Source organism: Acetobacter garciniae (assembly GCF_017377735.1).
Taxonomy (GTDB): Bacteria; Pseudomonadota; Alphaproteobacteria; order Acetobacterales; family Acetobacteraceae; genus Acetobacter; species Acetobacter garciniae.
In genome coordinates, this window is sequence record NZ_JAFVMH010000002.1 from 150,954 (window position 1) to 165,488 (window position 14,535).

The following is a 14,535-nucleotide window of genomic DNA, read 5'->3' on the forward strand; positions in this document are numbered from 1 at the left end:
CTATTTCCGGGCAGTAGGGGGTGGGAGTGCCATTCTGTGATCAGGTAAAATCCGAAGGGACTTTCCGCAAGGTTTCGTCAAGGTCGTCAGTTCTTGGGCTGCATCTCCGCCTGGTAACACGGTAGCGGCCATCAATCGGGTTCCAGCGGCTTTCCTTTGCGGGTGACGTGTCAACCGGAGGCAAGGCGTGTTGCATCCGCAAGCCTGAAGCCGATCCGCAGGCGTGTACCGACGGCAAGTTCCTCATCGTTGGGGCGCAGGGGGCGGGTCACGGTAAAATTCCTGTCGCCGACCGAAACGGAAAATCTCTGGCTCGGCCCCAGAAAGGTAATCTGCCGGATTTCGCCTTCCAGATGGATATCAAGCCCTTCCGTATCCGCGCCGGTGGCGATCGCTTCCGGACGCACGGCGTAATCATGGCCGTCCAGATGTAAAAAATTGCATTCGCCCAGGAAATTACCCACAAAACGGGATGCAGGACGGGTATAGAGGGTACGGGGCGGCCCCACCTGTTCTATGGTACCGTTTTTCATGACGACGATCTCGTCGGAAAGATGCAGTGCTTCTTCCTGGTCATGGGTTACGAACAAGATCGTAATGCCAAATACGCGCTGGATATCCTTGATCTGCCCTTGCAGGGACTGACGGATGGCACGGTCCAATGCGCCCAGCGGTTCATCCATAAGCAACAGATCGGGGCGGATAACCAAGGCCCGGGCCAAGGCCACGCGCTGCTGCTGGCCGCCGGATAATTCTGTAGGCAGCCGTGTTCCCAGTCCCTGCAGACCCGTCATTTCCAACATTTCGTTCACCCGACGGTGGATTTCGGCTTTGTCCAGTTTCCTGGTCTTGAGGCCGAAGGCGATATTCTGGGCAACGTTCATGTTGGGGAACAGGGCATAGTTCTGAAAGACCATGCCAATATTCCGTTTGCGGACAGGCACACCGGCCATATCGCGGCCACCTATTTTCAGGAGACCGCTATCGGGTTTTTCAAATCCGGCAAGAATTTTCAGCAATGTGCTCTTGCCCGAACCCGAAGCCCCCAGAAACGTGCAGAAACGCCCGGGAGCGACATGGAGGGAGATGCCCTTGAGCACTTCCGTCTGTCCATAGGATTTGCGGATGTTTTCCAATTCGACGGATTGACCCAGGGCGGATTGGCTCCGTGTGGATGCGGTCATGAGCGGCGCCTTACGATTGTAACATGCATGAGCAGGATCAGAAGTGTCGCGAAGACGATCAGGGTTGAGACCGCAGCGACTGTAGGATTGATGTCCTCGGATACATTTTCGTAGATCAGGCGGGGCAATGTACGGCTTCGTACATTGGTGAGAAACAGCGACATGATGACTTCATCAAAGCTGGTGATGAACGCAAAGATCGCACCGGCTGCAAGTCCCGGTGTGATTGCGGGCAGCAACACCTGAGCGCCGATCCGCAGACCGCCGGCACCCAGCGCCTGTGCTGCCTGGATCAGGGTGGGATCGAAGCGCGACAGGGACGTGCGTACGCTCACGAAAACAAGCGGGGCCGCCAGCACGATATGCCCGATACCCAAACCCCAATGGCCGCTGAGCAGTCGCAAGGGAGCGAATTCGTAATAAAGACCCAATGCCAGCGCGATGGCGGGCGTGATTATTGGCGTTACCATCAGAATTTCGGTCATCGCTCTTAGCCGCCCGCGCAGCCCATCGAGTCCGATTGCTGCGAAGGTGCCCAGCAGGCTGGCGCCCGGCACCGCGATGGCCGCGACTGCAAGCGAATTCCACAATGCGTACACCCATTGCGACTGCGTAACGATAAGCCGATACCAATGCAGGGTCAGATCGCGCGGAGGAAAGGACAGGAAAGGGGAGCTGCCCAGGCTCATGGGGGCGATGATCAGGATCGGCATTACCAGGAAGACGAGTATGGGGACTGCCGAGGTCGCGAGCGCCCAGTCCAGGGCAGAACGCCGCGGGCTGCTGGTAGTGCCGGACACGCCACGGGTGGATGGCGCGGACCCGCCGAACAGGCTTTTCCCGCCCCCAAGGATATGGGCGGCTGCGAATATGACCAGCGATACCACGATGATAACGGTCGAAAGCGCGCTGGCGGTTGGCCAGTCGAGTTGATCTTCGATATTGAAGGCAATCAACTGCGCGGCCATTGTCTCCCGTGCGCCACCCATCAGTGCCGGGGTCACGTAATAGCCAAGCGCGCTCATGAAGACGATTGCGGCGCCGGCGAACGCACTTCGGGCTGTCAGGGGCAGGATGATCCGCCGGTATAGCGTGAACGGGGTCGCCCCCAGGCTTTCGGCAGCGTCGAGCAGCCCCCGGTCCAGCCCGCGAAACGCGCCATAGAGCGGCAGCACCACAAAGGGCATCAGCACATGCGTCATGCCGATCAGAACGCCTGACAGATTATAGATAAAAGCGATTGGCGTTCGGATCAGGCCGGCTTCGAGCAAGAGAGTATTAATGACGCCGTACCGTTGCAGCAGGATGATCCAGGCCGTTGTCCGCACAAGCGAACTCGTCCAGAACGGCAGCAGCACGCATAGCCCCAGCAGGGCGGCCAGGCGTGGCCCTACGCTCGCCATCAGATAGGCGACCGGATAGGACACCACGACGGAAAGCACCGTTACCATGCCGGCAATGCCGAAGGTCGCCAGCAGGCCACTTCGGTAGGCCGGTACCGAAATCAGGCGAAGATAGGCTGCAAACGGACCTGCCGGGTCGGAGAGGCTGAGAAGGCAAAGCCGCAGAAGCGGCAAGATAAAGAACAGGACAAGAAACATCGCCATGGGAAGAATGGCGAGCGATCGCCCCGGGCGCGGGAGAGAAAGCCATTTCATCGGATGGCCGCGAACGCGCGACGTGGCCGGCTGTGCCGGCGCAGGGCATTATGTTCCCTCGGGCTCCGGCAAGGGATAAGCATTTTAAATGGCATGATCCTGCGTTTCCTGCAGCATTGCGACAATCGCCTGTCGTGCGCGGTCGATATGATGGGCCATGCGTTCGGCGGCCAGGGCGGCATCCTGCGCCTCGATCGCATCGAGAATGGCAAGATGTTCGTTCATGCCATTTTCAAAGCGACTGGGAATGCGGCGCATGCCGAACATGCGCGTGCGTTGCCGCAGTTCACCGATCATGCGCCGGATTTCGGAATTCCCGGCGGCGTCGGCAATTCCGAAATGCACCATGTCGTCCACCTGCCAGTGCAGGTTATCGCTAACCTCTCCCGCCTTGCCCATTTCCAGAATCGCGGCTCGGATAGAGGCAATCTCGGCAGCGCTCATCCTGGACACAGCAGCGCGGGCGGCCTCGCTTTCCAGCAGGCGGCGTGCATTCAGGATGTCGATAATCTCGCGCACCGAAATGGTGGTGACGAACAGGAGACGATCTTTTCGGGTCAACAGCCTTTCTGTTTCGAGGCGATTAAGTGCGTCGCGCACCGGTGTGCGGGAAAGGCCCTGCCATTCGGCGAGCTTGCGCTCCTGAATCAGGGAACCAGGCGCGAGTTCGCCAGCAAGAAGCAACGCGCGCAAACGGTTGTAAGCCACAAGAGCCAGGGACTCGGGTGCGGCTTGATCGGAGAGTTTCGGAAAATTCATAGTACGTTACGATAGCGCTATGATATTTGATATGCAAGTGGTATACCTCAGGTCTTCACAAGATATTCCAGCAGGCGAAGCACACTATATAAAGGCCCGACGAACGGAGGAGGATGCAGCGGAATGGACACGCGCTTTCTGGAAACCTTTTTGGTGGTGATTGAGCGGGGTTCCCTGGCCGAGGCTGCCCGTACCCTGAACGTGACGCCCGCGGCCATTGCCCAGCGCATCAATGCGCTGGAAGCGGAAATTGGCCATGACCTGCTCCAGCGCCATGGGCGCACGGTGCGGCCAACGCCCAATGCCGCAGCAATCCTGGAGGAAGTGCGGACAATCCTCGATCATGTCAAAAGCCTGCGCGCCGTTGCCGGTCTTGATCGGCCCACGGGAAAACTCAGGGTCGGAGCGATCTCAACGGCGCTTACGGGCGTGCTGCCGGCGATTCTGCGCCGTTTTTTCAACCAGTATCCCGAAATCGACATGTATGTCGTCCCGGGATCGTCATCGCAACTGCATGCCATGGTCCAGGAAGGCGTGCTGGACGCGGCGTTCATTGTCGAACCGCCTTTCGATCTGCTTAAGATATACGATTGGCACACGATAAGAACGGAGCCGATGGTCCTGCTGGCGCCATCCGATGAAACATCCGACGATCCGTTCGAAATCATGGCGAAACGCCCGTTTATCCGCTACGACCGCAACCATTGGGGGGGACGCCTCACCGATGCTTATCTGATGCGCCATAACCTGCGCCCCCGCGAACAGCTTGAGCTTGATTCGCTCGAATCGATCGCTGTCATGGTCAATGAAGGCATTGGTGTCTCGCTGGTGCCGGACTGGGCGTCACCCTGGCCCAGTGGCCTGCATGTCCGCAAAATTCGACTGCCGGCACCCGTGCCGCACCGCAAGATCGGCCTGTTCTGGGCGACATTGTCCCCGCACGGACGGTTGATCGCAAGATTGCTCAGGGCAATAGAAGATGTCGCGCCCAAGCAGGGATGTGTGGTCAGCTATTCCGGCTAATTGCCGCATTATTGAACGGCTTTGCCGATCATTCGTTCAGCCGCGATCCCGCTCCAGCGTTTCGTGCTTGCAGTCACGATATCGGGAGGCAGCCTTGCCGGTTGTGTGTTCCTGGCCGGGAATATGCCGTGACAGGCCAGGCAGAATCCGGATGGGGATCGTTTCCGTTAACTAACTATGAGGTCTGAATATACAATTTCTGATATGGACTTCTCTCTTTCGTGCGCTAGATTTTACGCATATGCACCCTGCGTTTCTGAAATTTGGCTGTGGTAGAGGTCATTTTTTATGGATTCGCAAAAAACGGATGAGCGATACGCCATGGAGTGCAGGCCGGTTTTTTGCATGAATTCACCATCGGCTTTCACGGGTTCGATGCCGCATGAAGCTGCCACCGCCGCATGAGCGGAGTGTGCGAAGATCTGGCACCGACCCTGTGGGATGCAGCCACGGCAGCCATTGCATGCAGTTCGTATCGTATTTCCAGATAAGGCAGCCGATCATGATCATGCCAGAAGGTATTTCCGGAGACAGGTTTCCGACAACACAAAGTACTCCGCAGCGGCTGTTTCCCGATAGCGAATATGCCAGCCGCATGAGCAGATTGCGTGCAAGGCTTGTCGAGGAAAATTTCGATGCGGTCCTGGTCTTTGCACAGGAAAGTCATTACTGGCTGACGGGTTACGATACCGGCGGCTTTGTCTATTTCCAGACCATGCTGGTGACCGCGGCCCCGTCGGAGCCGATTTTGCTGACGCGTCGCCCAGATCTGCTGCAGGCGCGTGTAACCAGTACGATCAAGGATATCAGGATCTGGTGGGATAGCGAAAGCGCCAATCCTGCCGAAACATTGCGTGATATCCTGCGTGAAAAGGGGCTGGCGGGCAAGCGGATCGCCGTGGAGATGAGTACGCACGGCCTGACGGGCTGGAATCTGCTGCGATTACAGCGCGCATTGGACGGTTTCTGCACGATTGAGTTCGACCGCCATCTTGTGCGTTTCCTGCGATTGATAAAATCCCCCGAAGAAATAGACGTCATGCGCAAGGCAGGTAGGATTCTTGATCGTTCGCTGAATGCCGTAATCGAAAGCGCTGGGCCCGGCGTTATGGATTCGGCCCTGGCTGCGCAATATCTCTCGGTCGTGCTTGGCTCTGGCGGAGATATGCCGCCCAATGCGCCCCTGTTCAATTCGGGCAGCCGCGCCGTGTACGGACGCGGCGTGACACAGCCTCGGGCATTGGCTGAAATCGATCAGATCCTGGTGGAATATCCTGTTTCCTACAGACGCTATAACGTAAAAACAGAATGGACAATTGTACTGGGCACGGCGACCGACACGCAGAAACGGATGTATGACACCGTGCGCGGGACACTGGCCCGGATGACCGAGATTTCCCGCCCCGGTGTCACGCTTGGAGAACTGTTTGATGCGCATGCCCAGGGGCTTGATAATGCGGGTTATCGGGCGCATCGTTTCGGTGCCACGGGATACAGCGTCGGTATCAGCTATGCGCCGACCAGCATGGATGTTCCGCCCATGATTTATTCCGGCAACCCGATGATATGCGAACCGGGCATGACGTTATTCTACCATGTCATGCTGGGGGATTCCGATACCGGTTACGCGATGGGGGTCGGCCATACGCTTGCCATCCGTGACGGGGCGCCCGAAGTGCTGACCGGTCTTCCTCCGACTCTGACCGTCATTTCCTGAAGGGGAGAGAGTGTGAGATACCGCCTATGACGTCCCCACGTAAAATTCTCTACCTGTCCAATGGCCCGTCGCTCCTGTCGAGCGCACGACTTGACCAGCGTCTGATGGCCGAAGGGGTTGAGGTCGAACTTGCCTGGGCGTTCAATAACGTGTTCCCGGATACGCTGGACGGCTATGCCGGTATTGTGCTGTCCGGCAGTCCGCATGGTGCGTATGAAGATATCCCGTTCATTCATCGTGAACACGATCTCATACGTGAGGCGGCAGCACGGAATATTCCCATGCTGGGCCTGTGTTTCGGGCATCAGATCCTGGCATCGGCCTTATGTGGCCGGGACCAGGTTTTTCGGCGGTCATCCTGCGAAGTCGGCTTCAAGGTCCTTCCGACATCCGCCGCCGCCAGCACCGATCCGCTTTGCGCGGATTTTGGTGAGTCTGTCGAGATGTTTGTCTGGCATAACGATGAAGTGCGGGCCGACCATCCAGACATGACCATTCTGGCCTCTTCCGATATATGCCCCAACCAGATCTGGCGTTATCGCGATGCATCCATCTGGGGCGTGCAGGGTCACCCCGAAGTGGGACGGAACGACGTTGCGGCATGGTTGGAGGAACGGCGCCCCAGGCTGGAACGCGATGGCGCGGATGTGGATCTGCTGGCGCATGACCCGCCCGACATGACCAAGGCAGGGGCGATTTTCAGACGCTTCGTCCGGGTATGCGAAGGGGGCGCCTGACATGAAGTGTTTTGCGTGGCTGGCGGGGTTGGCTATTCTTCTCGGCGCTGGCACGCGTGTTCAGGCGGCCGAGGTGGTGTTTGTCACTGGCGGCGGTTCCTACCAGTCAGCCACGCGTGAAGCGTGGCTGACACCGTTTTCCCAGAAAACGCACATCACTATTCTGGAAGATACCGGCGTTCTGCTGGCAAAGGTCCGCGCGATGGTGGAAAGCGGGGTCGTCAGTTGGGATCTTATCGGCATGGGCGGCGCCGCCTTCATGCAGGGTGTGCAGCTTGGGCTGTTCCAGAAAATACCAGACGGCATTGTGGATCGTTCGAAACTGATCCCTAATGCGTGGAACGAGTACGGCGTTCCGTCCGAGATGTTCTCGATCGTCATGGGGTATTCGACCAATGCCTTTCCGACGAATGCTCCACGGACCTTCGCGGATTTCTGGGATGTCAAGAAGTTCCCGGGCCAGCGCATCCTGCCTGCCCGCCCGACAGGCCTGCTGGAGGTAGCTCTTCTGGCGGATGGCGTGTCGCCCAAGCAAGTGTATCCGACATTGTCTACTCCGGCAGGTCTTGCCCGCGCATTGAACAAGATTCGTGCCATCAGGCCTTATGTGTCGTTATGGTGGTCTTCCGCCGCACAATCGGTCATGGCGCTGGCCAGCGGCGAGGCTGTGATGGCGCTTGGATGGAACGGCAGGTTTCAGGACGCGATCGATGCCCGTATGCCGATTGCAATTTCGTGGAACCAGAGCGTGACCCAGATCGGGTATTACCTGCTGCTCAAGGGTGCGCCGGACCGGGACGCAGCTCTTGCTCTTCTGCATTACATTTCCTCGCTGGAGGCACAGTCGAGGCTGAGCCGATATCTGGCCTATGGTCCTGTCAGAACCGATGCCTGGGCCCTGCTGGATGCAAAGACCAAGGCGCGCCTGCCGCCTGAACCGGTCCCGGGTTCGGATACACTCGTCATTGATATCGGCTGGTGGGCCGCCCACGTCGCCGATATTACCCCGAAACTGGTCGCTATTATGCAAGGTGGATAATGACTGAGCAGACTTTGTCTTTTTCCTATTCAGAGTATCAGGGGCGCGTGGCGTCCGTGCAGGAGGCTCTCAACCGGCAGGGATATGACGCCCTGCTTGCGTTTCTGCCTGAATCGGTGACATGGCTTACGGGCTATTTCACCAAGGCGTACGGCACATTCCAGCTTGCCTTGATCCCGGCGTCAGGTGCCCCGACCATTATCTGTCGCGATGTCGAGGAACATGCGATCCAGCAGACATCCGCTTATAGCAATGCCCGCTATTGGACCGATGGCGACGTTCCGATTGACGTTGCCATTGACGAAATCCGTCGGCAGTTTGGGCCGCGATCCCGTCTGGCGATCGAACTTTCGGCATGGCCACTGAATGCGGCGCGTTATCTTGCCCTGCGTGACGGTCTTCCGGATACGGTATTCGAGGATGCAGGGCAGATGGTATCCTCCTTGCGCCTGATCAAATCACCAGCCGAAATAGCCTACCAGCGGCGAGCAGCCCTTGCGGCGGAAGCAGGCATGCAGGCCGGCATTACGGCGGCACGGGCTGGTGCGACGGAGCGCGACATGGCAGCCGCGATCTGTTCTGCGATGATCCTGGCGGGCAGCGACCTGCCCGGGCCGGGGGTGTTGTCATCGGGTGAGCGGGCATTCCATCTGCACGGATCATACAGTGACCGCCGTTTGTCTTACGGGGATATCGTGCAGCTTGAAACGACCCCCAATGTTCGCAACTATCACGCGCGTTTCATGCGTCCGATGCGCGTCGGCGCGGCCTCGGACGAGGATTACAGGCAGTTCGAGATCATGGCAGCGGTGCAGGACCGTGCCCTGGCTACCGTAGCACCCGGTGTGGCGGCAACCGTACCGGACAAGATCTATCGTGACGGGATTCTTTCGGCCGGGTTGCGCAAAAGCTTCACGAACAAGACCTTCTACTCCATCGGTCTTCTGCTCCAGCCCAACGGGGGAGAACAGTTGGAGGCACACCCCCGCGCGGAATGGGTTTTTCGCCCCGGGATGGTCTTCCATACTTACCTGCTTGCCCGGGGCTTCGGTCTTTCGGAAACGATCACGATAACACACGACGGATATGAGCGCCTGACCAATTTCCCGCGCCAATTGTTCGTGGTTTGAACCGTCTTCAAGGGATAAAACGACCTTTTGGAAACTGGGCCTTTGGGCTTCATAAATGCCTAAAGCCCAAGCTCCGAAAGCCCGGGATGATCGTCCGGGCGCCTTCCGCCTGGCCAGTGAAACAGCCGGTCTTCGGCCGCGATAGGCAGATCGTTGATCGATGCAAATCGCTGGCACATAAGCCCGGCCTCGTCGAATTCCCACATTTCATTGCCGTAGGACCGGAACCAGCGGCCCGTACCGTCATGCCATTCATAGGCAAAACGGACAGCCATGCGGTTGTTGCGAAAGCCCCATAGCTCCTTGATCAGACGGTAATCCTGCTCCGCACCCCATTTGCGTGTCAGGAAGGACATGATTTCGTCCCGGCCGCGGAGGAAGTCCGTCCGATTGCGCCACTGGCTGTCCACCGTATAGGCCTGCGCCACCTGTGCGGGGTCCTGGCTGTTCCAGGCATCTTCGGCAAGACGGACCTTGAGTGTGGCACTTTCGAGATCGAAAGGCGGCAATGGCGGTCGTGACATGGGCGGGTTCCTGATCCGGTGTGGCAATCAAAATTGCTGAACCATTCTGTCTTCTGCCCGCCATTGACGAAATGACAATGATCCCTCATTTTCAGACATGGTCAGATCCATCGGCTTCGTGCTCTATCCCGACTTCCAGCTTCTGGACGCGGCCGGCCCCGCCACCGCTTTCGAACTCGCGGGTTGCCTCAGTGGGCAGGCTTATGCCCTGACAATGCTGTCACGCCAGGGTGGGCTGGTTTTATCCTCGTCAAAAATCGCCGTACAGACGACAGCCTTGGACAAGGTGGGGGAGATCTTTGACACCCTCATTACCGTCGGTGGCAACGGTCATGACCAGGCCATGCACTGCCCCGGCTTGCGGGCATTCCTGCAGGACCGCATGGACCGGACACGACGCATGTGCAGTGTCTGTTCCGGTGCATTCGTGCTGGCATCCTGCGGCCTGCTGACTGGCCGACGCGTGACCACCCATTGGCAGCAGGCGCAGAAATTCGCAGGTCTGTTCCCTGACGTAACGCTGGAGCCCGATGCCATTTTCATCCATGACGGACCGGTCTGGACATCGGCCGGGATCAGTGCCGGGATCGACCTCGCCCTTGCGCTGATAGCCCGCGACCTTGGAGAAGACATAGCGCGCCGGACGGCCCAGCAGATGGTGGTCTTCCATCGCCGCCCCGGCGGGCAGTCACAGTTTTCCGCCCTGCTGGAAATGGATGGTGGGGAGGAACGTTTTACCGCGCTCCTTGGCTGGATACGTGCACGGCTGTCACAGCGCCTTACGGTGGATGCGCTGGCTGAGCACATGGCAATGAGCCCGCGCAATTTTGCCCGTGCCTTTCGTTCATCTGTCGGGGTAAGCCCCGCCAGGGCCGTTGAGCGCCTCCGTCTGGAGGCCGCCCATGAGCGGGTCGTGCATTCGACAACCCCGATCGAAGCCATTGCGATCGCGACGGGATTCCATGACCCCGAACGGATGCGGCGCGCTTTCCTGCGTGCCTTTGGACTGCCCCCGCAGGCGATCCGGCGGAATGCCACGCGATAATCCGTGGGAGTGTTTCAAAAGTCAGTCTACGAAATAGTCCGTAAATTCAGGAAAGTTTTTGGTGAAGCTTTTTCCAAAAAGCTTCAGAGGCCATCGTCTTTTTGAAAAAAGGCAACACCCAGGAACCTTTATCGTTTTTATCACCTTAAAGGCCAATATGTTGCGCGAGTGCTCCCATATCCGTGGTGACAATGTCCCAATCCTGTGCCGCTGTCAGATCGGTTTTCTGCTCCGGCCCATGTTCGGTCGGCCGCGGCATGAAGGCTGTTTTCAGGCCGCACTTCCGTGCTGCTGCCAGATCGTCGTTATGGGCTGCCACCAGGCAAAGCTCCTCAGGCCGCATCGCCAGGATATCGGCGGTGCGCAAATAGGCTTCCGGTGTGGGTTTATAGGCCTGTACTACCTCTGCGCCGAGAATGGCATCCCACGGGAGCCCGCCCCGCTTGGCAATATCGAGCATCAGGATGATGTTGCCGTTCGATAGCGGTGCAATGATGTATCGGGTCTTCAGCCGCTGCAAACCTGCAGCGGAGTCCGGCCAGGGGTCGAGCCGGTGCCAAGCCAGAGTCAGCGCGTCAAGCTCCGAAGGGGGGATGTCTGCCGGGTCGATCCCGAATTCCGGCAGGATCGCCACAAGGTTTTCCCGGTGCAGCACATCAAGGCGCGTGAAGGGCCGCCTGCCCCGGCGTACCTCTTCCATCGCGGGTGAATAGCGCCGCCGCCATGCATCGGCAAAGTCGGCCGGATCGGCTTTCACCTGATGGCGCCTGAGAAACGGTGCCGCTTCACGCGTAATACCCCCGCGCCAATCGACTACGGTCCCGAAAACATCGAACAGCAGGGCACGCACACCTTCCAGACCCATAACCGGATTTCCTTCTTTTCCATGATACCAGCCGCATCGTTCGGAATCGCGGCCGTTGTTGACGCCACGTTGCTCTCTTTTGTCATTGCGCGTCGCAAGCTGCCCATACAGGAAGACTCAAAGCTCTCTATTTTGGAATAGGATTGTATAGTATTTCAGCGATCGGTTTTCAGGATGACAGAATGAGCACGCTCGACCTCGACGCCGTACAGACATTTTTGATGATCGCCGAATTGCGCAGTTTCACGCGGGCGGCGGCGGCATTGAACACCAGGCAGTCGGGTGTCAGCACGAAGCCTGAGGAAACTGGAAGAACAACTTGGCCATCAACTGGTCGAACGTACGCCCAGGTCCGTACGGTTATCGCCTGCGGGGGAGATATTCCTTCAACCGGCACGCGATCTGATAGCGGCGCACGGTCTTGCCCGTAACGCCTTTAATACCAGGCAAAGGCGGCTGGTTATTGGCCTTGGCAACCATCTGTTTGGACCGACGATTCCCGCATTGCTCGCCCGACTCCATGACTACGATCCGTCCCTTCGGCTGGAGATGAAGGTCGGTACGACGCGCGAGATTCTCAAAGCGCTGGATCGCGGGGATATCGGGGCGGCCTTCGTCTTACGTCTTGATGAGACCAGGCGAGGGGGTGAGATCGTCGGGTATGAAACATTCGGTTGGATGGCAGCGCCCAGCTGGTCATGGAGTGCAGGATCTCCCCTGCCGATTGCTGTCCAGCCCAGCCCGTGCGCCATCCGCGCCATGATCGTCGGCGCATTGGAGTCGGCTTCGATTCCCTGGGTGGAAACCTTTGTCGGTGAAGGTGTCGCAACACTCGGCGCGGCGGTGATGGCCGGCCTGGCCGTCGCGGCCCTTGCTCACCGCGTGGCGCCATCGGGCGTTGTCGATGTCGGGAACGCGCTGCATCTGCCACCGCTGCCAGATCAGGAGGTCGTGCTGTATTCCGCCTTGTCGGATCAGGCCTCCAGAACGTCCCTCCGACTGATTGGCACCAGCTTGGGAACGAAGGGACAAGCTGTTCCATAAACAGGCGTTACGCGGTGGCTGCCCCGCAAGCGGGGGCCTTCCCTGGGCGTTACCTCCCTTGCAAGGTCGGTACTATGTTCGGACCTGGTCCAGCAGCCAGTGACGGGCGGCCTCGATATGAAAAAACTTCCGTGCGGAACCCATGTGATCGACGCCTTCAAATGTCAGGAAGGTGATGTTGCCACCTTCTGCAAGGTAGCCATTGATCTGGCTGGTCAATGCCTGTTGCCGATCGACGGGGAAGATCAGCGCAGGGTCGAGGTTATGTTCGGGGCGTGTGATTTTCGCCCCGGCCTGTTTCCATACGGGCAGGCATTTTTCATTCCACGGCGTGGCCTTGTTGTCTTCCGACCCGGTTATGATCAGAACTTTCTGATGAGCGAGCGCAACCACGTCAGCCGGGCGCTGCTGACCGGCAATGATCAGGCCGGCGGCAAAGGTCCGTGGGTGCTTCGCCATAAGCCATAGGGAGGTCATGGCCCCCATGGACCAGCCCGTGCAATAGACCCTTTCGGGGTCGATTTTCAGGGTCTTGTCACATCGATCCGCCATGTTGGGGTTGCCGTAATTCCACGTATTGCTCAGCAGGGATTCAACCAGCCTGTACGTGTTCTCGACATCGGATGTGTGTTCCCAGTAATCATTCATGGTCGTGCGTTCATAACGCGGCGTGATGACCACACATTCGTGCCGGTCCTGCACTTCTGGCAGGCTCCAGATACTGGCAATACACTGTTCGGTCAGTGTCTGCGCACAGGTGCCATCGGGGCTCGTTCCCGAATGGGTTACGGCCAGGATTAACGGGTAGGACCGGTTTTCTCCCCCTTCCGCAAGAAAGGATTTCGGCAGGTAGATGCTGTATTCCAGCCAGGCCGAACGCGTATCGTCCCACCACCAGTGGTTCTGTTCCCACCCGTCCACACCCCGGATAACAACGTTGTTCCCGTGTCGACCGGTATTGTTCCAGACTGTTTTGCTTGCGGGATAAGTCACCCCACCCGTTGTGCGGACATCGCGGGTCTGTATCAGCGTAACCCGGTCACTATCTGTCGTGGGGAGACTGAGGTCCGGGTCATGGCTGAATTCGGTAATGACGAACCGGCCCGCAACACTTTTTCCGTCGGGACGCAGGGCTGGTTCGCTGTTGGTGTAGATGGCAAAAACCGCGCGCGGGCGGGCGACCGCCGTGGTGTCGTTCTTGTCGGGTTCGTGCGGCATGCCGGCGAAGAATCCTTTGGCCGCGGGAAAGACCGCGGTGATATAGGTGTTCGGCGCCAGGCTGGCAGGATCGATGGCGGCATCGTATTCCACCGCGATGCCGTATACTTTCTCTCCACCGCCGGTTACTTCGCATAAGGCGCGAATTCCTTGCAGCCCGGGCGTTTTCCTGTGGTGCGGGCCGGGGCCGTCGAAACCGTCCGGCCCGGGGGAGGACGCCGCCATAAACCCATGCCCTCCATCCGCAGCCTGAGCCCGCGGCACGCCCAGCCCGATGGTCGAGACGGCACTGGCAAGAACGGCCCCGGCGGTCACGAAATTGCGTCTTGAGACATCCGTCATGGCTTCTCCTCCCAACATATTCACAATCCCGGTGGTCTAAAAGGCGTGTTCCTTCAGACGATCAACGGATTATTCCTCAATGTTCTCGTGTAAAATACTGCCGTGCAAGCCTTGTTCTGGGGCGGACACAGCATGAGAAGGGCTGCGGATCGAACATATTTTAGAAATTCGTTCCATCGTCCCGTCCGCTGCCATGCTGACGATAAAGCCGGGTTGGCACGCCCGTTTGCGCTCAAGGTCATGGACCGTT

Annotated in this window: 13 protein-coding genes; 7 read left to right on the plus strand and 6 right to left on the minus strand. The window is 58.6% G+C overall.

Translation table 11 applies throughout. From position 1 onward, the window contains the following. Positions 1-170: 170 nt before the first annotated feature. The 3 genes from J2D77_RS04635 to J2D77_RS04645 all read right to left on the minus strand — a co-directional run bounded on the left by J2D77_RS04635 (position 171) and on the right by J2D77_RS04645 (position 3,601). The gene (locus tag J2D77_RS04635; RefSeq protein ID WP_207845142.1) at positions 171-1,184 is read right to left on the minus strand and encodes an ABC transporter ATP-binding protein; all 1,014 of its coding nucleotides are present in this window, start codon (positions 1,182-1,184) and stop codon (positions 171-173) included. Continuing rightward, positions 1,181-2,791 carry an ABC transporter permease subunit gene (locus J2D77_RS04640; protein ID WP_207845143.1) on the minus strand — a complete coding sequence of 537 codons (1,611 nt, stop codon included), beginning with the start codon at positions 2,789-2,791 and terminating at the stop codon, positions 1,181-1,183. The genes J2D77_RS04635 and J2D77_RS04640 overlap by 4 nt, the downstream gene beginning before the upstream one ends. A gap of 135 nt (positions 2,792-2,926) precedes the next feature. Beyond that, positions 2,927-3,601, minus strand: a complete 675-nt coding sequence (locus J2D77_RS04645; protein WP_207845144.1) for a GntR family transcriptional regulator — start codon at positions 3,599-3,601, stop codon at positions 2,927-2,929. 123 nt (positions 3,602-3,724) lie between these two features. Between J2D77_RS04645 and J2D77_RS04650 the strand changes: the two genes are divergently transcribed. The 5 genes from J2D77_RS04650 (at position 3,725) to J2D77_RS04670 (ending at position 9,247) form a co-directional block, all read left to right on the plus strand. Next, positions 3,725-4,624 carry a LysR family transcriptional regulator gene (locus J2D77_RS04650; RefSeq protein WP_207845145.1) on the plus strand — a complete coding sequence of 300 codons (900 nt, stop codon included), beginning with the start codon at positions 3,725-3,727 and terminating at the stop codon, positions 4,622-4,624. A gap of 595 nt (positions 4,625-5,219) precedes the next feature. Continuing rightward, positions 5,220-6,341, plus strand: a complete 1,122-nt coding sequence (locus tag J2D77_RS04655) for a M24 family metallopeptidase (RefSeq protein WP_207845146.1) — start codon at positions 5,220-5,222, stop codon at positions 6,339-6,341. Positions 6,342-6,367: 26 nt separating this feature from the next. After that, entirely contained in the window at positions 6,368-7,078 is a 711-nt protein-coding gene (locus J2D77_RS04660) for a type 1 glutamine amidotransferase (RefSeq protein ID WP_207845147.1), read from the plus strand. A 1-nt stretch (position 7,079) separates the two neighbouring features. Beyond that, on the plus strand, positions 7,080-8,117 hold the full coding sequence (locus J2D77_RS04665) for an ABC transporter substrate-binding protein (protein WP_207845148.1): 1,038 nt from the start codon (positions 7,080-7,082) through the stop codon (positions 8,115-8,117). Continuing rightward, positions 8,117-9,247, plus strand: coding sequence for a M24 family metallopeptidase (locus tag J2D77_RS04670; protein ID WP_207845149.1), 1,131 nt, complete (start codon positions 8,117-8,119; stop codon positions 9,245-9,247). The genes J2D77_RS04665 and J2D77_RS04670 overlap by 1 nt, the downstream gene beginning before the upstream one ends. 59 nt (positions 9,248-9,306) lie before the next feature. On the opposite strand, the gene J2D77_RS04675 is transcribed toward J2D77_RS04670, so the two are convergent. After that, entirely contained in the window at positions 9,307-9,771 is a 465-nt protein-coding gene (locus tag J2D77_RS04675; protein ID WP_207845150.1) for a nuclear transport factor 2 family protein, read from the minus strand. 97 nt (positions 9,772-9,868) lie between these two features. Here J2D77_RS04675 and J2D77_RS04680 point away from each other — a divergent pair, with 97 nt between their 5' ends. After that, positions 9,869-10,816 carry a GlxA family transcriptional regulator gene (locus J2D77_RS04680; RefSeq protein ID WP_207845151.1) on the plus strand — a complete coding sequence of 316 codons (948 nt, stop codon included), beginning with the start codon at positions 9,869-9,871 and terminating at the stop codon, positions 10,814-10,816. A 145-nt stretch (positions 10,817-10,961) separates the two neighbouring features. Here J2D77_RS04680 and J2D77_RS04685 read toward each other — a convergent pair whose 3' ends face one another. Further along, positions 10,962-11,681 (minus strand): haloacid dehalogenase type II, encoded by a 720-nt coding sequence (locus tag J2D77_RS04685; protein ID WP_207845152.1) that lies wholly within the window; start codon positions 11,679-11,681, stop codon positions 10,962-10,964. Between the two features lie 282 nt (positions 11,682-11,963). Here J2D77_RS04685 and J2D77_RS04690 point away from each other — a divergent pair, with 282 nt between their 5' ends. Then, positions 11,964-12,725 (plus strand): LysR family transcriptional regulator, encoded by a 762-nt coding sequence (locus tag J2D77_RS04690; protein WP_207845153.1) that lies wholly within the window; start codon positions 11,964-11,966, stop codon positions 12,723-12,725. 72 nt (positions 12,726-12,797) lie between these two features. On the opposite strand, the gene J2D77_RS04695 is transcribed toward J2D77_RS04690, so the two are convergent. Next, entirely contained in the window at positions 12,798-14,285 is a 1,488-nt protein-coding gene (locus J2D77_RS04695) for a prolyl oligopeptidase family serine peptidase (RefSeq protein ID WP_207845154.1), read from the minus strand. Positions 14,286-14,535 lie beyond the last annotated feature (250 nt).